This window comes from Variovorax flavidus (assembly GCF_030317145.1).
Classification (GTDB): Bacteria; Pseudomonadota; Gammaproteobacteria; order Burkholderiales; family Burkholderiaceae_C; genus Variovorax; species Variovorax flavidus.
This window is the reverse complement of the sequence record NZ_JASZYE010000005.1, coordinates 240,783-260,225: the sequence shown is the minus strand read 5'-3', so window position 1 is coordinate 260,225 and position 19,443 is coordinate 240,783. Positions and strand designations below refer to the sequence as shown.

16 protein-coding genes are annotated in these 19,443 nt (G+C 67.2%); 11 read left to right on the top strand and 5 right to left on the bottom strand.

Going from position 1 to position 19,443, the window contains the following annotated elements; all coding sequences use genetic code 11:
- Positions 1-9: 9 nt before the first annotated feature.
- Positions 10-6,108, top strand: coding sequence for a hybrid sensor histidine kinase/response regulator (locus QTH90_RS23000; RefSeq protein WP_286666887.1), 6,099 nt, complete (start codon positions 10-12; stop codon positions 6,106-6,108).
- A 124-nt stretch (positions 6,109-6,232) separates the two neighbouring features.
- Here QTH90_RS23000 and QTH90_RS22995 read toward each other — a convergent pair whose 3' ends face one another.
- Positions 6,233-7,717, bottom strand: coding sequence for a cryptochrome/photolyase family protein (locus tag QTH90_RS22995; RefSeq protein ID WP_286666886.1), 1,485 nt, complete (start codon positions 7,715-7,717; stop codon positions 6,233-6,235).
- Between QTH90_RS22995 and QTH90_RS22990 the strand changes: the two genes are divergently transcribed.
- From QTH90_RS22990 to QTH90_RS22965, 6 genes are read left to right on the top strand one after another with little or no spacing between them, the layout of a single operon-like run.
- Positions 7,716-8,315, top strand: coding sequence for a YqgE/AlgH family protein (locus tag QTH90_RS22990; protein ID WP_286666885.1), 600 nt, complete (start codon positions 7,716-7,718; stop codon positions 8,313-8,315). The two genes, QTH90_RS22995 and QTH90_RS22990, sit on opposite strands and share 2 nt — an antisense overlap.
- Complete coding sequence (gene ruvX, locus QTH90_RS22985) at positions 8,312-8,746, top strand: Holliday junction resolvase RuvX (RefSeq protein WP_286666884.1); 435 nt, start codon at positions 8,312-8,314, stop codon at positions 8,744-8,746. The genes QTH90_RS22990 and ruvX overlap by 4 nt, the downstream gene beginning before the upstream one ends.
- Complete coding sequence (pyrR, locus tag QTH90_RS22980; RefSeq protein ID WP_286666883.1) at positions 8,743-9,240, top strand: bifunctional pyr operon transcriptional regulator/uracil phosphoribosyltransferase PyrR; 498 nt, start codon at positions 8,743-8,745, stop codon at positions 9,238-9,240. Before ruvX ends, pyrR begins: the two co-directional genes overlap by 4 nt.
- On the top strand, positions 9,240-10,202 hold the full coding sequence (locus QTH90_RS22975; RefSeq protein WP_286567879.1) for an aspartate carbamoyltransferase catalytic subunit: 963 nt from the start codon (positions 9,240-9,242) through the stop codon (positions 10,200-10,202). Before pyrR ends, QTH90_RS22975 begins: the two co-directional genes overlap by 1 nt.
- Entirely contained in the window at positions 10,199-11,473 is a 1,275-nt protein-coding gene (locus QTH90_RS22970) for a dihydroorotase (protein ID WP_286666882.1), read from the top strand. Before QTH90_RS22975 ends, QTH90_RS22970 begins: the two co-directional genes overlap by 4 nt.
- Before the next feature lie 31 nt (positions 11,474-11,504).
- On the top strand, positions 11,505-12,248 hold the full coding sequence (locus tag QTH90_RS22965; RefSeq protein WP_286666881.1) for a lysophospholipid acyltransferase family protein: 744 nt from the start codon (positions 11,505-11,507) through the stop codon (positions 12,246-12,248).
- Between the two features lie 78 nt (positions 12,249-12,326).
- Here the strand turns inward: QTH90_RS22965 and QTH90_RS22960 are convergent, their stop codons facing one another.
- The 4 genes from QTH90_RS22960 to QTH90_RS22945 all read right to left on the bottom strand — a co-directional run bounded on the left by QTH90_RS22960 (position 12,327) and on the right by QTH90_RS22945 (position 15,738).
- Complete coding sequence (locus tag QTH90_RS22960; RefSeq protein ID WP_353506627.1) at positions 12,327-13,574, bottom strand: adenylyltransferase/cytidyltransferase family protein; 1,248 nt, start codon at positions 13,572-13,574, stop codon at positions 12,327-12,329.
- 71 nt (positions 13,575-13,645) lie between these two features.
- Complete coding sequence (locus QTH90_RS22955) at positions 13,646-14,182, bottom strand: Rrf2 family transcriptional regulator (protein WP_286666880.1); 537 nt, start codon at positions 14,180-14,182, stop codon at positions 13,646-13,648.
- Between the two features lie 109 nt (positions 14,183-14,291).
- Complete coding sequence (locus tag QTH90_RS22950) at positions 14,292-14,642, bottom strand: hypothetical protein (protein ID WP_286666879.1); 351 nt, start codon at positions 14,640-14,642, stop codon at positions 14,292-14,294.
- A gap of 79 nt (positions 14,643-14,721) precedes the next feature.
- A complete protein-coding gene (locus tag QTH90_RS22945; protein WP_286666878.1) occupies positions 14,722-15,738 on the bottom strand; it encodes a Bug family tripartite tricarboxylate transporter substrate binding protein in 1,017 nt (338 codons plus the stop codon).
- Positions 15,739-15,943: 205 nt separating this feature from the next.
- Between QTH90_RS22945 and QTH90_RS22940 the strand changes: the two genes are divergently transcribed.
- The 4 genes from QTH90_RS22940 to QTH90_RS22925 all read left to right on the top strand — a co-directional run bounded on the left by QTH90_RS22940 (position 15,944) and on the right by QTH90_RS22925 (position 19,443).
- Positions 15,944-16,702, top strand: a complete 759-nt coding sequence (locus QTH90_RS22940) for a LuxR C-terminal-related transcriptional regulator (RefSeq protein ID WP_286666877.1) — start codon at positions 15,944-15,946, stop codon at positions 16,700-16,702.
- A gap of 262 nt (positions 16,703-16,964) precedes the next feature.
- A complete protein-coding gene (locus QTH90_RS22935) occupies positions 16,965-18,692 on the top strand; it encodes a M6 family metalloprotease domain-containing protein (protein WP_286666876.1) in 1,728 nt (575 codons plus the stop codon).
- 50 nt (positions 18,693-18,742) lie between these two features.
- Positions 18,743-18,976 carry a hypothetical protein gene (locus tag QTH90_RS22930; RefSeq protein WP_286666875.1) on the top strand — a complete coding sequence of 78 codons (234 nt, stop codon included), beginning with the start codon at positions 18,743-18,745 and terminating at the stop codon, positions 18,974-18,976.
- 17 nt (positions 18,977-18,993) lie between these two features.
- On the top strand, positions 18,994-19,443 hold the full coding sequence (locus QTH90_RS22925; protein ID WP_286666874.1) for a hypothetical protein: 450 nt from the start codon (positions 18,994-18,996) through the stop codon (positions 19,441-19,443).

The following is a 19,443-nucleotide window of genomic DNA, read 5'->3' as shown; positions in this document are numbered from 1 at the left end:
GCGCCCAACGTGTCGACCCAAAGCCCTGCCACCGCCCATACCGCCGGCAACGCGCCGGCGACCGAGGATCTTGGGCCGTTGGCCTGGGTGCTCGGAGAAATCCAGAAATCGCTCGACGGTGTGGGCAAGACGTTGCGGCGCTTTGCCCGCGACGCGGCCGCCGCCGCACCGGGCTCAGAGATCGACACCCAGCCGCTGCGCCTCGCGCGGCAGCAACTGCATCAGGCCGTCGGCGCGCTGCAGATGGTGGGCCATGCGGCACCGGCACTCGTGCTGGGCGCCATGGAATTCGCGGTCCAGAGCTTCGTCACGGAACCGCTGCGCTGCACCGACTCCGCGGTCCAGAAGATCGACCGCGCGGGTTTTGCCGTCGCTGACTTCCTGAATGCGCTGATCTCGGGCAAGACGGTCTCGTCGGTCGCGCTCTTCCCGCAGTACCGCGAAGTGCTCGAACTGGTCGGCAATGAACGGGTCCACCCCGCCGACCTGTGGAGCATGACCTGGCGCTGGGTCGAGATCAAACCCGCGCCTACCCAGACCGCGCTGGTGTATGACCCGGCCGTCCGCTCGAAGCTCGACCGCGAAGTGCTCAAGGTCGTCAAGAGCGGCGACGACCATGCTGCCCGCCGTCTGCAGGCACTGTGCCTGGGGCTCGGCCGTGGCGCATCGGTTCCTCGGGTCGCCAGTTTCTGGACGCTCGCTGCAGGCTTCTTCGAGGCACTGGCGCTGGCGCTGATTCCGACCGACTCGCACGTGAAGCGCGCCGCATCTCGCGTGCTGCTGCAGTACGCGACCCTGGCGCGCGGCGACAACACCGTCTCCGACCGCCTGGGCCAGGATCTGTTGTTCTTCTGCGCGCAGGCCGTCCCCGGCTCGCGCGACGAGGCTGCCACGCTGCGCGCCGTTCGCGTCGCCTGGGGCGTCGCGAACGAGCAGACCGTCGACTACACGATCGAGCAGTTCGGCCGCTTCGACCCGGTGGTGCTCGCGCAGGCGCGCAAGCGCATCGAGGCCGCGAAGGAAATGTGGTCGGCGCTCTCGGGCGGCGACGTGAACCGCACGCGGCAGGTGGCCGATACCTTCGCGCAGCTGGGTGAATCGCTGCAGAAGCTGCATCCGCCGAGCATGCCGATGGTGCAGGCGCTGAACAACGCGGTCGACGCGTCGCTGCGCTCCGGCAAGCCGCCTGCGACCGAACTCGCGATGGAAGTCGCGACCTCCGTCCTGTATCTGGAAGCGGCTTTCGAAGATCTGGACCCGCACGATCGCCAGCTGACGGCTCGCACCGTTCAACTCGCCGGCCGGATCGAGCGCGCACGCGAAGGCGGCCGCTCGGAGCCGCTCGAGCCGTGGATGGAGGAGCTCTACCGCCGCGTGAGCGATCGCCAGACGATGGGCACCGTGGTCGGCGAACTGCGCAGCCACCTGAGCGAACTCGAAAAGTCGCTCGACCAGTTTTTCCGCCGGCCTGCCGAAAAGGGCTTGCTGCGTACCGTGCCGAGCCAGCTGCTGCAGATGCGCGGCGTGTTCTCGGTCCTCGGACTGGACCAGGCGGCCCAGACCGTGCAGCGCATGCGCGAGAACGTCGACCAGTTGCTGGCGGAGGAGTCTCCCGCCAATCAGATCCAGGCCTTCGATTCGCTCGGCAACAACCTGGGCGCGCTCGGCTTCCTGATCGACATGCTCAGCTACCAGCCTGCGCTCGCCAAGCGGCTGTTCGTATTCGATGAAGAGCTCGGCGAGCTCAAGCCCCTCATGGGTCGCCAGGCCAGCGATGCCAGCCTGCCCGAGGCCGTTGCGCCGGTGTCGTTCGCGTCGGCTTCCGGGCCGGTGGCCGTCACCGACACGGTGCTGAGCGTCGAGGAAGTCGATGCGCAGATCGCGGCCAAGCTCGCCGCGCTGGCAGGGCCGGGCACGCGCAAGACGCCGCCGTCGCCGATCGAGGAATTCAGCCGCGCCACGGCCAGCTGGACCGCCAAGATCACCGGCCCGGCGCCGCTGGAAGCATTGCCCGACACCGAGGTGACGGAACTCGAGGAAGACGACCTCCAGAACATCTTCCTGGACGAAGCGCGCGAAGTGCTGCACAACGGCCTCGCTGCCGTGTCCGCGCTCGGTTCGCGTCCGGACGACAGCGGCGAACTCACCGTGCTGCGCCGTGCGTTCCACACGCTCAAGGGCAGTGCCCGCATGGTCGGGCTCATGGACTTCGGCGAAGCCGCCTGGTCTTTCGAGCAGGTGCTGAATACCTGGCTCGCCGACCAGCGCCCCGCCACACCCGAATTGCTCGCCGGCACGCGCACGTCGCTGCAGGACTTCGCGAAATGGGTCGAAGCCATTGCCGCCGGTGAACCGCACACCTGGCAATCGGCGCCGTTCCGCGCCATCGCCGAGGCCCTGCGCACCGGTGAACCGCTGGCGCCAGCCCCCGTCGCCGACGCCAGCACCCTGGTGGCCGCCGCCCGTCACATCGCAGCGGAATCCGCCATCGAAGCGCCACCGGCGCCGGTCGAACCGCTGCCGCTTCCGGAGATGCCGGATCTTCCCGATCTGGATCTGGATTCCGAGCCCGTCGCTTTCGAAGCGCCGGTCGAGGAGGCGCAACCCGACGCACCGAAGACCGAGGTGACCACCGTCTGGTCGGGTCTCCACGAGCCCGAGAAGCATCAGGAAGCCGAGCCGGAACTCCGGCGCGAAGACGAGCCCGCTGGTGACGACGGTTTCGCATCGACGGACTTCCTCGATTTCGATGCCAAGCCGCCGGCGCCGCAAGATCCGGAGGTGATGGTCGAACTCGAGGACGTCGATTTCCTGGAGACCGCACACACCTCGCTCGAGCCTTCGCTCGCGGCGCGTGCCGTGCAGCCGCAGGTGCCGGAAGCCATTCCAGCGCAGACACCCGCAACGGATGCCGAAATCGAAGCCATGTTCGAGGTGCCCGCACCCGCGCCGGCCGAGCTTCCTGCGCCTGCGGAAGAACTCGCTTTCGAACTGACGCTGGCGCCGGAAAGCCCGGTCGAGCCGGAAGCGCCGGCCGAAGCCGCCGTCGCGATCGAGCCCGAGCCCGAAGCCGTCGAGCCCGTCGCGGAAGCGATCGAGGAAGCGCCGGCCGAACCCGTCGCCGAAGCCGCCGAGCCGCCCGCTCCGGCCGCACCGATCGAAGTCGAAGCCGATGCCGAGGCCGAGCGCCCCGCAGCGGCAGCACCGAGCGCCGAAGAGCAGGTCAAGGTGATCGGCCCGCTGCGCATCGGCATCGCGCTCTACAACGTCTACCTGAACGAAGCCGACGAGTGGTCGAGGCAGCTCGCCACCGAAGTCGGCGAATGGGCGCTCGAATCGCACGAGCGGGTCTCCGACTCGATGATCGGCCTGGCCCATTCGCTGGCCGGCAGCTCGGCGACAGTCGGCTTCCAGAGCCTGTCGAGCATGGCGCGCCTGTTCGAGGCCGCGCTGCAGCATCTGCAGATGCAGGGCCGCGGAACGCCGGAGCAGGGCGTCGTGCTGGTCGTGGCAGCCGAGGAATTGCGGCGCCTGCTGCATCAGTTCGCTGCCGGCTTCCTGCGCGAGCCCGCCGACGAAACGCTGCAGGCACTGCGCGAAGTCGCTGCCTCGCAGTTGCCCGTCGAGCCGGTCGAAGGCCGGCTGGTGACCTTCCATGTGCCGCGCGACGCCATGGCCGACGTGGCGCTCGACGACTCCGAGGACGCGGTCGACGTGACCGACGCCGTCGACGTCGACCTGTTCCCGATCTTCGAGGAAGAGGCCGCCGAACTGCTGCCGCAACTCGGCGCCGCACTGCGCGAGTGGTCGCAGCATCCGGAAGGCACGGGCGCACGCGCCTCCACCTTGCGCACGCTGCACACGCTCAAGGGCAGCGCACGGCTGGCCGGCGCGATGCGCCTCGGCGAACGCGCGCACCGCATGGAGTCCGACATCGAAGCGCTCGGCTCCGAGGGCGCCGACCGGCAATCGATCGAACAACTGCTCACACGCTTCGACTCACTGCAGGCCACCTTTGACGCGCTGCGCGCCGCGGATGACGCGGTCCAGACCGAACTGGTGCAGCGTGCCGCCGCCGCAACGGCCGCATCCACGCCGGTGGAACTGCCCGTTGCCGCTGTCGAAACGCCAGCCGGCGAGACGGAAGAAGCTGCTCCTGCCGACGAGGCAATCGTCGAACGCAGCGCGGTCGCCATGCCTTCGCCGTCGGCGCTCACGCCACTGCGCGCCATCTCGAACCAGGCGGTGCGCATCCGCACCCATCTGCTCGACCGCCTGGTCGCGCAGGCCGGCGAGGTGATCATCACGCGCTCGCGGCTCGAAGCCGAACTGGGCCAGCTGCGCAGCTCGCTCGGCGACCTGACCGGCAACCTGGATCGCCTGCGCCAGCAGTTGCGCGACATCGAGGTCCAGGCCGAAAGCCAGATGCAGTCGCGCCTGGCACAGGCGAAGGATTCGCAGCAGGGCTTCGATCCGCTCGAGTTCGACCGCTTCACGCGCGTGCAGGAACTCACCCGCATGATGGCCGAGTCGGTCAACGACGTGGCGACCGTGCAGCGCACGCTCCAGAAGACGGTGCAGGCGACGGAAGACGATCTGAGCGCCCAGGCGCGCCAGACTCGCGAACTGCAGCGCGGCTTGCTGCGCACGCGCATGGTGGAGTTCGAAGGCATTTCGGATCGCCTCTACCGCGTCGTGCGCCAGGCCTCGAAGGACACCGGCAAGCAGGTCCGCCTGGACATCACCGGCGGCTCCATCGAGATGGACCGCGGCGTGCTGGACCGCATGACGCCCGCCTTCGAGCACTTGCTGCGCAACTGCGTGGCGCACGGCATCGAGGATGTGGCGGTGCGTGAGAAGGCCGGCAAGGATTCGAGCGGCCTGATCGTCATCGAGCTGCATCACGAAGGCAACGACGTCTCGGTCAGCTTCCGTGACGACGGCGCCGGGCTCAACTTCGAGCGCATTGCCGCGCGGGCGGTGACGCTCGGGCTGATCCCCGAAGGCAAGCAGCTCAGCCCCGCCGAAGCTGCCGAACTGATCTTCCAACCCGGCTTCTCCACGGCGGAGCAGGTTTCCGAACTGGCCGGCCGCGGCATCGGCATGGACGTGGTGCGCGCGGAAGTCGCGGCGCTCGGCGGCCGAATCGAAACGAGCAGCCAGCCCGGACAAGGCACCGTCTTCAAGCTGGTGCTGCCGCTGACGACCGCCGTGACGCACGTGGTCATGCTGCGTGCGGGCGCCACGTCGATCGGCGTGCCCTCCAGCCTGGTCGAACTGGTGTTGCGCGCGGGCGCCTCCGATCTCGAATCGGCCTACCTCAACCAGCGCTACGCCTTCGGCGGCGAGCAGGTTCCGTTCTACTGGGCCGGCGCGTTGCTCCAGTCCTCCTCGGGCAGCGAGCGCGCACCCGGCAAGGCCAACACGATCGTCATCGTGCGAAGCGCTGCACAGCGCGTCGCGCTGCACGTCGACGAAGTCCTGGGCAACCAGGAAGTCGTGGTGAAGAACCTCGGGCCGCAGCTGTCGCGCCTGCCCGGCATGGCCGCCATCTCGGTGCTGGCCTCCGGCGCGGTCGCGCTCATCTACAACCCGGTGGCGCTGGCCGCCGTGCATGGCGAAAAGGCGCGCGAGCTGCAGGCGACGCGGACCCGCCAGACGACCAGGGATGTCGGCGGCGCAGAGCCGGCCAAGCAGGTGCCGCAATCGGTGCCGCAGGTCCCGCTGGTGCTGGTGGTGGACGACTCGATCACGGTGCGGCGCGTCACGCAGCGCCTGCTGCAACGCGAAGGCTACCGTGTGTCGCTGGCCGCCGACGGCCTGCAGGCGCTCGAACGGCTCCAGCAGGAGCGTCCGGCCGTCGTGCTGTCGGACATCGAGATGCCGCGCATGGACGGCTTCGACCTTGCCCGCAACATCCGTGCGGACGAGTCGCTGGCTGACCTGCCGATCATCATGATCACCTCGCGCATCGCCGAGAAGCACCACGACCATGCGCGTGCGCTGGGCGTGAACCACTACCTTGGCAAGCCGTACTCGGAAGAGGAACTGCTGCGGCTGGTGCGGAGCTACACGGGCGTCGAGGTGCCCGTGGCGCTGGTGGCTTGACCAGCACACCCCCACGCTTGCTCACTTCGTGTAGCCGCCCACCCCCTTGCAGGGGGCGCAGCCCGCGGCCCGGCGAAGCCGGTTCCGCGGCTGCTTGCGAATCGCGCCGCCGTGCAGGCTGCGGCTATCTTTTCACCACCGCGTAGCGCTGCAAGGTCCGGTCGCGCGCCTCGGCGTGATCGACGATCGGCTTGGGATAGGTCTCCCCCAGCGTCACGCCGGCCGCCACGAGTTCCAGCGGCCTGGCTGTCCATGGCGCGTGGATCTCGGCATTGGACAGCTTGGCCAGCTGCGGCAGGTAACGGCGGATGAACTTGCCCTCCGGGTCGAAGCGCTCGCTCTGCGTCACCGGATTGAAGATCCGGAAATAGGGCTGCGCATCGCAGCCGCTCGAACTCGCCCACTGCCAGCCGCCGTTGTTCGACGACAGTTCGAAGTCGTTGAGGTGCTCCGCGAAGTACCGTTCGCCGCGACGCCAGTCGATCCCCAGGTCCTTGCAGAGAAAGCTCGCGACCACCATGCGCAGGCGGTTGTGCATGTAGCCGGTCTGGTTGATTTGCGCCATGGCCGCGTCGACGAGCGGGTAGCCGGTCTGGCCTTTGCACCAGGCGTCGAAGAGCATGTCGGCGTGCTTGCCGTGATGCCACTGGATCTTGTCGTATTCGGGCCTGAAGCTTTTCGATTCACCGCCCGCCGCCACGTGCGGATGGTGCGCCAGGATCTGAAAATAGAAATCGCGCCAGATCAGCTCGCTGAGCCAGGTCGCCGCGCCCTGGTCCCCCTGCAGCGTCAACTGGTGCGCGATGCCCGCCAGCTGCCGGATCGAGACGGTGCCGAAGCGCAGGTGCACGCCGAGGTAGCTGGGCCCGCGCACGGACGGAAAGTCGCGCGTCTGGTGATAGCGGTCGATGCGCTGGAAGAAGTCGTCGAAAAGCGCGGCGCCGCCCTGGCTGCCGGTGGGGATTTCCAGTTGATCGAGGTTGCTCTTCTCGAAGCCGATGTCCGCCAGCGGCGGCACTGGCGCCTTGAACTTCTCCGGCACGGGCGCCAGCGCGTCGGCATAGCTGCGCACGGGGTAGGGTTTCAGGTAGAAGGCATCCACCTTGGAAAGCCAGGCTCGCTTGTAGGGTGTGAAGACGGTGTAGGGCTGCCCCGCCTGGGTCAGGACCTCTTCGCGCTCGAAGACGGAATGGTCCTTGTAGGTATGGAAAGCGACGCCCGCGTTCGCCAGGGCGCCGAGCACCTTGGCGTCGCGCGCCAGCGCGTCGGGCTCGTCGTCGCGATTGGCAAAGACGGCCTGCACGTCCAGCGCGCGTGCGAGTTGCCCGATTTCGTCTTCCGCCACGGCATGGCGGATGATCAGCCCGCCGCCCAGCGACCGCAGCTCGGCGTCCAGCTCCACCAGCGATTCCCGGATGAACTCGACGCGCCGGTCCGCGCGGGGAAGGGAATCGAGGATCGCGCGGTCGAAGACGAACACGCACAGCACCTGCCGGCACGCGCGCAGGGCCTGGTAGAGCGCCGCGTTGTCGTCGACGCGCAGGTCGCGCCGAAACCACATCAGGCCCTTGGGATAGGTTTTGTCGACGGCCAGTAAAATCGGCGGCATGGCCTCCGATTCTGCCCCGATGAACCTCACGCATCATTTCCTGATTGCGATGCCGGGTCTGGAAGACAAGGCCTTCAGCCGCAGCGTGGTCTACCTCTGCGAGCACAGCGAGCGCGGCGCGCTCGGCCTCGTCATCAACAAACCCAGCGACATCAATCTCAAGGTGCTGTTCGAGAAGATCGAACTGCACCTCTCCAGCCCCGAACTGGGCGCGGCGCCCGTGTTCCAGGGCGGCCCGGTCCAGACCGAGCGCGGCTTCGTCCTGCATGAGCCGGTTTTCGCGCAGGCGGACAAGCCGAACGAGTCGGTCTACGCGTCGACCATGACGATTCCCGGCGGCCTCGAAATGACGACCTCCAAGGACGTGCTGGAGGCGCTCGCCACCGGTGCCGGCCCGCGCAAGGTGCTGGTTTCGCTGGGCTACGCCGCCTGGGGCGAAGGCCAGCTCGAATCCGAACTGGCCGAAAACAGCTGGCTGACGGTCGGCGCCGATCCCGCGGTGATCTTCGACACGCCGATCGAGCAGCGCTACGACAAGGCGTTGTCGCTGCTGGGCCTGGAGGCGTGGACCCTGTCGCCCGACGCGGGGCACGCATGAGCGTTACGGCAATGCCCGACGCCACCCCTCCGGTTTCCGTTCCCTCCCATTTCCAAAGCTTCCTGGCCTTCGATTTCGGCCAGAAGCGCACCGGCGTCGCGAGCGGCAATCGTTTGCTCAGGACGGCGACGCCGCAAGCCACCATCAAGGCCGAGGGCGACGCGCGCTTTGCGCAGGTGGAGGCCCGCATCCGCGAGTGGCAGCCCGACGCGCTGGTCGTCGGCGTGCCCTATCACCCCGACGGCGCGCCGCACGACAACACCCGCGCCGCACAACGCTTTGCCCGGCAACTGCACGGCCGCTTCAAGCTGCCGGTGTACGAGGTCGACGAGCGCTACAGCACGACCGAGGCGCTCGCCTCGGGCGCGCGCGATGCCGACGCCGCGTCGGCATGCATCATCCTTGAACAGTTCCTGAGGAGCCTTCCGTGAATTCCATCCCTGACGCCGAAGCGCTCTACGTCGAGCTGCTGCGCGGCGTGAAATCCCTGATGCGCGACGACACGCGCCTTGTCGGCATCACCTCCGGCGGCGCGTGGCTGGTCGAGCGGCTGCAGAAAGACCTGGGCCTGCCCGGCGCGCCCGGCATCATTTCCTCGGCCATGCACCGCGACGATTTCGCGCGCCGCGGCCTGTCAGCAAGCGCACAGACGACGCTGCCTTTCGACGTCAACGGCGCCGACGTGCTCCTGCTCGACGACGTGCTCTACACGGGCCGCACCATCCGTGCGGTGCTCAACGAGCTGTTCGACTTCGGCCGGCCGGCGCGCGTGCGGCTGGCGGTGCTGATCGACCGCGGCGGCCGCGAATTGCCGGTGGCGGCGGACTTTGCAGCCCAGCACCTCGAACTGCCGTCAACGCAATTGCTCGCCCTGGCGCGCAGTGACAAAGGCGCGTTCAGCTTCAAGGTAGAGGAAACCACCTGATGCTCTACAAACGAAACCCCCAACTCAACAAGCACGGCGAGCTGATCCACCTGCTCTCGATCGAGGGCCTGCCGAAGGACATCGTCACCCACATCCTCGACACCGCCGCCAACTTCACCAGCGTGAGCGACCGCGAAGTGAAGAAGGTGCCGCTGCTGCGCGGCAAGAGCGTGTTCAACCTGTTCTTCGAGAACTCGACGCGCACGCGCACCACCTTCGAGATCGCGGCCAAGCGACTGTCGGCCGACGTGATCAACCTCGACATCGCGCGCTCGTCGGCGACGAAGGGCGAGTCGCTGCTCGACACCATCGCCAACCTGAGCGCGATGGCTGCCGACCTGTTCGTCGTGCGCCACAGCGAATCGGGCGCGCCCTACCTGATCGCGCAGCACGTTGCGCCGCACGTGCACGTGGTGAACGCGGGCGACGGTCGCCACGCGCACCCGACGCAGGGGCTGCTCGACATGTACACGATCCGCCACTACAAGAAGGACTTCGCGAACCTCACGGTCGCGATCGTCGGCGATGTGCTGCACTCGCGCGTGGCGCGCTCCGACATCCATGCGCTCACCACGCTCGGCTGCGCCGAAGTGCGCGTGGTCGGCCCCAAGACGCTGGTGCCCACCGACATGGCGCAGATGGGCGTGCGGGTGTGCCACACGCTGGAAGAAGGCATCAAGGACTGCGACGTCATCATCATGCTGCGGCTGCAGAACGAGCGCATGAGCGGCGCGCTGCTGCCGTCGTCGCAGGAATTCTTCAAGACCTTCGGCCTCACGCCCGAGAAGCTGCAACTGGCCAAGTCGGATGCCATCGTGATGCATCCGGGGCCGATCAACCGCGGCGTGGAAATCGACTCGGCCGTGGTGGACGGCCGGCAGAGCGTGATCCTGCCGCAGGTCACTTTCGGCATCGCCGTGCGAATGGCGGTCATGAGCATCGTCGCGGGTAACGAAGCATGAGCAACATCCTGATCACCAACGGTCGCGTCGTCGACCCTTCATCCGGCTTCGACCGAAAGGCCGACGTGGCGGTCGCCGACGGCAAGGTTCTCGCCATCGGCGACGTTTCCAGTGAATTCCGCGCGGAGCGAACGCTCGACGCCCAAGACTGCCTCGTCGTGCCCGGACTGGTCGACCTCGCCGCCAGGCTGCGCGAGCCCGGCTACGAGCACGAAGGCATGCTCGAAAGCGAGATGGGCGCGGCGGTCGCCGGCGGCGTCACCAGCCTGGTCTGCCCGCCGGACACCGACCCGGTGCTCGACGAGCCGGGCCTCGTCGAAATGCTCAAGTTCCGCGCCGAAAAGATGCAGCGCGCACGGCTGTTCCCGCTCGGCGCGCTCACGCGCAGCCTCGCGGGCGAGGTGCTGACCGAAATGGCCGAACTCACGGAGGCCGGCTGCATCGGCTTCGGCCAGGCCGACGTTCCGCTGGGCAACACGCAGGTGTTGCAGCGCGCGCTGCTGTACGCCAGCACCTTCGGCTACACCGTGTGGCTGCGCCCGCAGGAGCGCGACCTGGGAAATGGCGTCGCCGCCAGCGGCCCGCTGGCCACGCGCCTGGGTCTCGCGGGTGTGCCGGCCGCGGCCGAGACGATCGCGATCTTCACCATCATCGAACTCATGCGCAGCACCGGCGCGCGCGTGCACCTGTGCCGCCTGTCGAGCGCGGCCGGCGTGGCGCAAGTGCGCGCAGCCAAGGCCGAGGGCCTGCCGCTGACCTGCGACGTCAGCATCAACTCGCTGCACCTCGTGGACACCGACATCGGTTATTTCGACAGCCGTGCGCGGCTGAACCCGCCGCTGCGCCAGCAGCGCGACCGCGATGCGCTGTCGGCCGGACTGGCGGACGGCACCATCGATGCGCTGGTGTCCGACCACACGCCGGTGGAGGCCGACGCCAAGACCTTGCCCTTTGCCGAAGCAGAAGCCGGCGCCACCGGACTCGAACTCCTGCTGCCGCTCGCATTGCAGTGGGGCGAGCAGAGCGGCGCGGGCGTGGCACGCGCCATCGAGGTCGTGAGCGCGGCCCCTGCCAAGCTGCTGGGCGCCCAAGGCGTGGGCAGGCTGGCGAAGGGCGGCGCGGCGGACCTCTGCGTGGTCGATCCCGCGCTCGAATGGCAAGTGCAGCCCGATGCGCTCCGGAGCCAGGGCAAGCACACGCCCTTCAGCGGCTACGCGATGCACGGCCGTGCGCGCTTCACGCTGGTGGGCGGACGCATCGTCCACGGCTAGCGCTCACAGGCAGACCGAGGAAGCCGTCCGCATGCACGTCGTGTCAGTGAGTCTCAAGTTGTTGCGCGCGCTCGGGCACGTGGTTGCGGGGTGGTGGACCATCCGCACCAAGTTCCCGCACCTGTCGCCGGTGGAGCGCGAACAGCGCGTGCAGCAATGGTCGGAGCGCATGCTCAACCTGATGGGAATCAGCCTGACGGTGCAAGGCACGCCGCCGGCGCACGGACCCCTGCTGCTGGTGTGCAACCACCTGTCATGGCTGGACATCCTCACGATCCATGCCGCGCGGCATGTGCGCTTCGTCTCCAAATCGGTGGTGCGGGAGTGGCCGGTGATCGGCACCCTGTCGACCGGCGCCGGCTCCCTCTATATAGAGCGTGAACGGCGGCGCGACGCGGTGCGCGTGGTGCATCACATGACCGAGGCGCTGCGTGAAGGCGACATCATGGCGGTCTTTCCCGAAGGCACGACCAGCGACGGCCACGGACTCCTGCCTTTCCATGCCAACCTGCTGCAGGCGGCCATCTCGTCGGGCGCACCCGTGCAGCCGGCCGCGCTTCGCTTCGCCGATGCGGCGACGGGTGAAACCAGCTATGCGCCGCGTTACATCGACGACGACAGCTTGCTGACCTCGGTTTGGAACACGTTGAAGGCGCCGCCACTGCTGGCGATCGTGCGCTTCGGCGAGCCGCAGCCCTCGCAGGGACGCGATCGCCGTGCCTGGGCGAAGAGCCTGCACGACGACGTCCAGACCTTGCGCCGCGAACTCAAGTAACGGGTTCTTCCAAAAAAACAGCGCCCCGAAAGGCGCTGTGTAACGGCGCCGGGTAGCGCCGGGAGGAGGAATCGTTGCTCAGCTCAAAGGACGCCGAAGACCTTCAGGCCGATGATCACCACGAGCGGTACGCCGCAGAGCCAAAGGATGATGCTTTTCATGGAGGTCTCCGGTTGGTGTGTGTGAACTCACCTTAGTCAAGCGCCGTGGCGCCCGATGCCGGAAAAGACAATGGGACGGCGTGGTCCCCTGCCTACAGGCTGTCTCAGCGATGGAGCAGTCCGAGGTATTGATCGAGCATCTGGAAGTGGTCGTCCAGGAAGCGGTCCTCGCGCGCGCACAGGTCGGCGATGGGCGTCCATTCGGCATCGGCGGCATCATCGTCGGCCCGCAGACCGGGGAGTTCCCGGTCGCCCAGGTCGAAGAAATGGCCGTGCGTGATGGTGCGTCCGCGCGCGCTGCGGTCGGGTTGGTCGAACACGCCGTGGCCTTCAGGCAGGCGCGCAGCGTGTCGGGCGGCAGAGCGAGGTGCGTTTCCTCATCGAGTTCGCGAAGCGCAGCCTGCAGTGTGGTCTCGCGCTGTTCGAGGAAGCCTCCCGGCACCGCGAACAGGCCCTTGCCCGGCGCCTGTCCGCGCCGGATCAGCAACACCTTGTCCTGGCACTTCACGACGCAGTCGACCGTGACCAGCACCGGCGGATAGGGCGCCACGGCCCATGACGCCTCGTACTGCCTGAGCAGTTCGGCCTCCTGCGCGAGCGCCTCGAAGGGGGCGCGCGTGCTCCACGCGCGGAGAAAGTCGACCGCGCCGGCCGGCAATTCGTCGGCGAGCGCCGTCAATGCTGCTTCCGGCGCGGCGAAAAGCGCGTCGCGCATCGCGCTGGCGCGCCGCACCGGCACGCCGCCGGCGGTGCGCAGTGTCCATTCCGGGAAGGCTCGGAGGTATTCGCGGGTCGCATCCCTGAAATGCCCGACCAGTGCGATCGAAGGCGAGGGCCCGGCATGGCCGGCAGTCAACGCATGCGCGACCTCGCGCCTGACGGCGTCGATCCACCGTGTCTCGTCGAAATAGTCACGGACCGGAACGAACTGCAGGCGCGGGCGATCGGCCTCCGGCACCGCATGGCGGATCATCTCCGCGCGATCCTGCCAACTGAAGGGATGCTTGGGCGAAAGCGCCTGGAAGGCCGAGCCGATCACCACCACTACGCGCGGCGCCGTGTCGAGCGCCAGCTTCAAAAGCGACAGATGCCCGTTGTGGAAGGGCTGGAAACGGCCGATGAGAACCGCGACGTCGTGCGGCGGCTCGGAATGGGGGGCATTCATGCGGGGGCGTGTGTGGATAGTCAAGTCCACACGATACGCCCCGGTTGGCCGGAGAACCCGCCGGGGGCTGCTCAGGAACGCTTGGCCAGCATCGCTCCCAGTGCAAAGACGGAGTTCGGCGCATTGATCCGCATCGGCGGGCGGGTGGCAGGCGTGACGGCGTGCGCGCGCAGCGGCCGTTCGCGCTCGATCAGCACGCCGCGTGCTATCTGCTCGTCGACCAGGCTCTGGAGCGTGACCGATTCCAGGAACTCGATCGCCCGGCGATTGACGGAGGCCCAGAGCTCGTCCGTGGTGCAGCGCTTCACGGCACCCGGGACTTCGTCCTGCGGCCTCGATGCCTGATCGGCGTCGCCGTCGATGGCCAGGACGATGTGCGCCACGGTGATCTCGGTCGCCTTGCGGCCCAGCGAGTAGCCGCCGCCCGGACCGCGCGTGGATTCGACCAGTTTGTCCCGCCGCAGCTTGGCGAAGAGCTGCTCCAGGTGCGACAGCGAAATCCGCTGGCGCTGGCTGATGGAGGACAGGTTGACCGGGCCCATACGGCCCCGGAGTGCCACGTCGATCATGGCAGTGACGGCGAAGCGGCCCTTGGTGGTTAGACGCATCGGTGATTCTTTCAATAGGAACGGGGGCGCATCGGGGCGCGCGGACGCGGCGATGCAGAGCGCTCGCATCGAGAAGCGGGGAGCCCGGGAGCTCTCGAGGCGGCGAGCCTTAGAGGAGGAAGGCGTGCTCGCGTGGTGGCCGCTTGGGCTGCGCGAGAAAAGGCGAAGGCGTGGCGCTCATGGCCGGCTGAGGCACCGGCTGGGAAGCCGACACGGCGAGAAAGGCCCGAAGGGCACCCGCTGCGGCTTCGGTGCAGCCGGAGTTGACCTCGTCCTGGAGGGCCGATGCCTCCTCGGTGTCGTCCACCGGCGCGTCGCTGCTGGCTGACAGGTCGTGCTGCACATGCGTCACGCTGGCGGCGCCGTGATCGATCGCATGCGTCGAACTGTGCGCAACGGCCGCGAAACCGAAGCAAGACAGGACGAAAGCGATGAAAGAGGCAGCGAGCCAGCGGGGCATGTGTCGAAGATTTTAAGGCATGGGTTGGCCCTGGAAGGCTGAGGAACGCTCAGGGGCTTCCCGGACATGCGAAGCCTCTTCAGTCCGGCTTGATGTTGGCCCGTGCGATCACTTTCTTCCAGCGCGCCTGTTCCAAGGCGATGAACTGGGCAAACTGTTCCGGCGTGCCGCCGATGGCTTCGGCAGCGTCTCCGCGAAGGCGCTCCGTCGCCGCGGGCGACCGGACGGCCTTCATGGTTTCGGCGGACAGCTTTGCCACGTTGGCTGGCGCCATGCTCGCCGGGGCGAGCATCCCGTACCACTGGGTCATCTCGAAGCCGGGGAAGCCCTGTTCCGCCACCGTCGCGACGTCGGGCAACTGCGGCAGGCGCTTGGCGGACCCGGTCGCGATGCAGCGCACCTTGCCGGACTTGATGAAGGGAATGATGGCCGCTGCGCCGATCGCCGAGGCGTCCAGCCGGCCGGACAGCAGGTCGGTCAGCATCGGGCCCGTGCCGCGGTAGGGCACGTGCAGCATGAAGACGCCCGAGGTCATCTTCAGGTACTCGAATGCGAGATGGCCGGCGCTGCCGTTGCCCGCGGAGCCGTAGCTCAGCTTGCCGGGCTTGGACTTGGCATAGGCGATGAACTCGGTGAGATTTCTGGCCGGCACGTCGGGATGCACCACATACAGGCTGGGCACCTTCGCCAGCAGGCTGACGGGCTTGAAGTCCTTGTTGGGGTCGTACGGCAGCTTGTCGAAGATGTACGGATTGACCGCCAGCGTGCCGATGTGCCCGAGGATGATGGTGTGCTGGTCATCGCTGCGCGCGACTTCCGCCATCGCGATGTTGCCCGCGGCGCCCGGCTTGTTGTCGACGAAGACGCTCTGGCCGAGCGTGTTGGAAAGCTCCGCGGCCGTGGAGCGGGCGACGATCTCCGAGCTTCCACCGGGGGCGAAGGGGACCACGAATCGAACGGATTTCGTGGGCCAGGCCGCCTGGGCCGATGCCAGCGAAGGGAGGAGTCCGCCGAGCCCAAGCCCGCTGGCGGCCTGGAAGAGCCGGCGCCGCGTGAGCAGGGCACCGGTCGGCGAATCATCAAAATCTGCATGCATCTTCGTGTCTCCATGACTTTGTTCAAGGCTCGCATATTGCACCGAGTCCGGCATCGCCAAGCAGGCGGGGGACGCACGGCGGAGGCCAGCCGCATCGCTTGGCATCCCCTTCACTGAGGGTGAACCACAGATTCGGTCTTCCTATACTGGTCGTCATGCGTCGGGGCCTGGCCTCCGCGCACACCGCAACGCGCAGGAGGGGGGCATGGCAGACACACAGTGGCATCCGTCTGGCGTGGCAAGCGGCAATGGTCGAGCTGCGTTGCACGCCGTTTCAGGCGAACCCTCGGGGCGCGCAACCGACATGAGCAGCGTAGTGATCGCGGTGAGGGCGCGCATCTATCGCGAAGGGCTGGTGCGCGAGATCAGTTCGCGCCAGCACCTTTCCATCGTGGCCGTAGCGGCGGACGGTGCGGGCGCGATGGTCGCCATGCAGCGTTTCCAGCCGGATATCGTGCTGGCCGACACGACTCTCGATGGTGCGTTCGACCTGGTGCCCCTGGCCCGCGCCTTGTCACCGGCGATCAAGGTGATCGCCATGGCGGTGAGCGCCAACGAGAACGACAGGGACTTGCTGAAGTGGGCCGAAGCGGGCGCCGCGGGTCTCGTCACCTGCGACAACTCCCTGGACGAGCTGCTGGCGTGCATCGACGCGGTTCTGCGTGGCGAACTCGCGTGTTCGCCGCGTGTGTCGGCCACGTTGCTGCGACGTGTCGCCGAACTGGCCGCCGAGCGGGCGCCGTCCGCGGCCTCGCGCGTGCTGACGCCACGGCAGACACGCATCCTCCAGATGCTGCGCTCGGGCCTGAGCAACAAGCAGATCGCCCGCGAGCTCGACATCGAGCTCGCCACTGTCAAGAACCATGTGCACCAGGTGCTGCAGCGGCTTCATGTACGCCATCGGCAAGAAGCCGCGGCGGCGGATCCGCTGTCTCTGCAAGCGGCGCAAGTCCGCATGCGTTGAGCCGGTTTCCCGACTTCTCTTGCGCGTGACCCCGTCGAGGCTGTGAGGCCGCTGTGCGCATGCGCCGCATGCCAGCGCCTGAGCGTGGCCGCGAGCCGGCAATGGATGCACACCTCATGGCCTACGCATAGATCCGAAATGGACCCTCGAAGTCGCGGCCTGGGCCTTACTTCCGGGAAGGCGCGAGCGTAGCCTGAGGGCTCTTCGATTCGCGGTTGTGATGTCGCATCGCAGCCATCCTCAGTTCAGAGGGAGACGTTTCATGAGCATGCCTTTTGAGGGAGAAGTCTTCACCTTCACCAACCCTGACGGCAGCACGCTGCAGGTGAGGGGATACGGCGACCAGTACTACGCCGTGTTCGAAACGATCGACGGCTATACCGTCGTGAAGAACCCCGACACCGGGTTCTACACCTACGCAACGCTCTCCGACGACAAGAACCGGCTGGTGCCGAGTTCCGCTGTCGCCGGCAAGGCGGAACCCCAGGACGTGGGCGTGCCGCGTCACGTCCGCGCCCGCCGGGAAGGCGCGCAGATGGCGGCTCTCCGGTCGCCGTTGCAGGGAGGGCAGACGTCGCGCTGGCGGCAGCGGCACGCACAAAAGAAAGCGCTCCTCCAATCGGTGATGGCAACGGCAGGCCCAGAGGGCTTGCCGCAATCGACCGTGACCGTCGGCAACTACGTCGGGCTCTGCATCCTGATCCGTTTTCCCGATGTCGCCGACACGATCTCGCAGGCGCAGGTCGCCGATTTCTGCAACAAGCCCGGCTACAGCGACTTCGGGAACAACGGTTCGGTGCGCGACTACTTCTTCGACAACTCGCGCGGAAAACTCACCTACACGAATGCCGTGACCCAGTACTACACGGCGGCGAACAATCGGTCCTACTACACCGACCCGGCCATCGCCTTCGGCACCCGGGCGCGTGAACTCATCATCGAGGCGCTGAACTGGCTGAAGGCGCAGGGCTTCAACTTCGGCCAGCTCACGAGCGACAGCGGCGGGTTCGTCTATGCGCTGAACGTCTTCTACGCCGGCCCCAGGGTCAACAACTGGTCCGAGGGACTGTGGCCGCATTCCTGGAGCCTGAGCGCTGCATACGACGCAGGCGGAGGCAAGAAGCTCTTCGACTATCAGATCACGAACATCGGCAGTGAGCTGACCCTGCGGACCTTCTGCCACGAGAACGGCCACATGATCTGTGACTATCCCGATCTCTACGACTACCAGAGCGACTCCTACGGCATCGGCAACTACTGCCTCATGTGCTACGGGGGCAACGACAAGAACCCGGTCCAGATCAACGCGTACCTGAAGAACCAGTCCGGATGGGCGACCAAGGCCGTTCCGCTGACGCCGGGCACCAGCGCGACGCTGTCCGCAGCCAACAACGACTTCTACGTCTTCTCGAAGAGCGCGACCGAATATTTCATCGTCGAGAACCGCCAGAAGGCCGGACGGGACGTCTTCCTGCCGGACGACGGGCTGGCGATCTGGAAGGTCGACGAGGCAGGCAGCAACAGCAACCAGCAGATGACGTCGGCCTTGCACTACGAGTGCTCGCTGATCCAGGCGGATGCTCGCTTCGACATGGAGAAACAGGCGAACGCCGGCGACAGCGACGATCTCTATGCATCGCCGACCAAGACCCAGTTCTCGGACAGCACGAGTCCCAGCAGCAAGTGGTGGGACGGCAGCAACTCCGGGTTGAACATCACCGCGGTGTCCGCCTCGGGGCCGACCATGACATTCACGGTGCCGGCCGCGATCACATGGGAGAGCAACAAGGCGGTGCTGTCGACCTTTACCAGCCCGCATTCCAAGAACGCGTGGGCCTACATCCAGGATCTTGGTTGGCGCAAGGTCGACGAACTGACGCCGGACGGCGTGTCGAACATGTTCGCGCTGCTCGTCGATGCGCAGGCCTACGGCAGGAGGGTGACCGTCTACGTCGACGCATCGAAGGTCCACCAGGCTTACTGCAACTGACCGAAGCCACCAGCCCAGTCCACATCCACATCCACCAAGGAGCTTGAACCATGGCCTACGTGAATTTTTCCAGCCTGGCGGTCGTCCAGACCTTTACCAGCCCCCACACGATGAACGCCTGGGGCCTGATCTCGACCCAGCCGTATCGCAAGGTGCAGCCGATCAGCACCGACGGGACCACCAACATGTTCATGATCCTCTGCGCCGCCAGGGCCAGCGGGCGTACGGTGTCGGGCAGTTATGACGACGGGACGGGGCAGCTCTACACGCTGTACCTGAATTGACGGGGGCTAGATCCACCATGGCTCAGACAATCACTATCAGGATCGACAACGACGCGGCGGGCGGCGACGGCGGAGGTGTCACGAGCGTCGCATCCGGCGGCGGTCTGCCGACTCCCGTTTTCTCCGGCACTGCATCCGGCGCGGACCAGTCCTCGACCGCCGCCCCGACGCCGCTGGATGCCGGCGGCCAGGCCGCTCGGGCCGACACGGCCACTCTGGCGCCATCACCCGAACTCTTCTCCGGTGGTAGCGCTGTTTCGGCGGATGTTCCGACGCCGTTCTCGGGCGGAGCGGTCGGGATGGCGTCGCTGTCCGGAGGCGCTGCGAGTGTGCCGATGCCCACGGACTCGATGATCTCGGGGGCTGCGGGGGATCAGCCGCCGGCGCCTTCCGCGGACATGCAGCCCGAGGTTTCGGCCAGCGGGTCATCGTCGGAAGAAGGAACTGGAAAGAAGGCCAGGAAGTAG

Excerpts from the sequence above, each read along its gene's own strand:
- QTH90_RS22990 (WP_286666885.1), top strand. The coding sequence starts at position 7,716 with ATGGCCTCCGATTCTGCCCCGATGAACCTCACGCATCATTTCCTGATT.
- QTH90_RS22995 (WP_286666886.1), bottom strand. The coding sequence starts at position 7,717 with ATGCCGCCGATTTTACTGGCCGTCGACAAAACCTATCCCAAGGGCCTG.
- ruvX (WP_286666884.1), top strand. The coding sequence starts at position 8,312 with ATGAGCGTTACGGCAATGCCCGACGCCACCCCTCCGGTTTCCGTTCCC.
- QTH90_RS22975 (WP_286567879.1), top strand. The coding sequence starts at position 9,240 with ATGCTCTACAAACGAAACCCCCAACTCAACAAGCACGGCGAGCTGATC.
- QTH90_RS22970 (WP_286666882.1), top strand. The coding sequence starts at position 10,199 with ATGAGCAACATCCTGATCACCAACGGTCGCGTCGTCGACCCTTCATCC.
- QTH90_RS22965 (WP_286666881.1), top strand. The coding sequence starts at position 11,505 with ATGCACGTCGTGTCAGTGAGTCTCAAGTTGTTGCGCGCGCTCGGGCAC.
- QTH90_RS22960 (WP_353506627.1), bottom strand. The coding sequence starts at position 13,574 with ATGAATGCCCCCCATTCCGAGCCGCCGCACGACGTCGCGGTTCTCATC.
- QTH90_RS22955 (WP_286666880.1), bottom strand. The coding sequence starts at position 14,182 with ATGCGTCTAACCACCAAGGGCCGCTTCGCCGTCACTGCCATGATCGAC.
- QTH90_RS22950 (WP_286666879.1), bottom strand. The coding sequence starts at position 14,642 with ATGCCCCGCTGGCTCGCTGCCTCTTTCATCGCTTTCGTCCTGTCTTGC.
- QTH90_RS22945 (WP_286666878.1), bottom strand. The coding sequence starts at position 15,738 with ATGCATGCAGATTTTGATGATTCGCCGACCGGTGCCCTGCTCACGCGG.
- QTH90_RS22940 (WP_286666877.1), top strand. The coding sequence starts at position 15,944 with ATGGCAGACACACAGTGGCATCCGTCTGGCGTGGCAAGCGGCAATGGT.
- QTH90_RS22935 (WP_286666876.1), top strand. The coding sequence starts at position 16,965 with ATGAGCATGCCTTTTGAGGGAGAAGTCTTCACCTTCACCAACCCTGAC.
- QTH90_RS22930 (WP_286666875.1), top strand. The coding sequence starts at position 18,743 with ATGGCCTACGTGAATTTTTCCAGCCTGGCGGTCGTCCAGACCTTTACC.
- QTH90_RS22925 (WP_286666874.1), top strand. The coding sequence starts at position 18,994 with ATGGCTCAGACAATCACTATCAGGATCGACAACGACGCGGCGGGCGGC.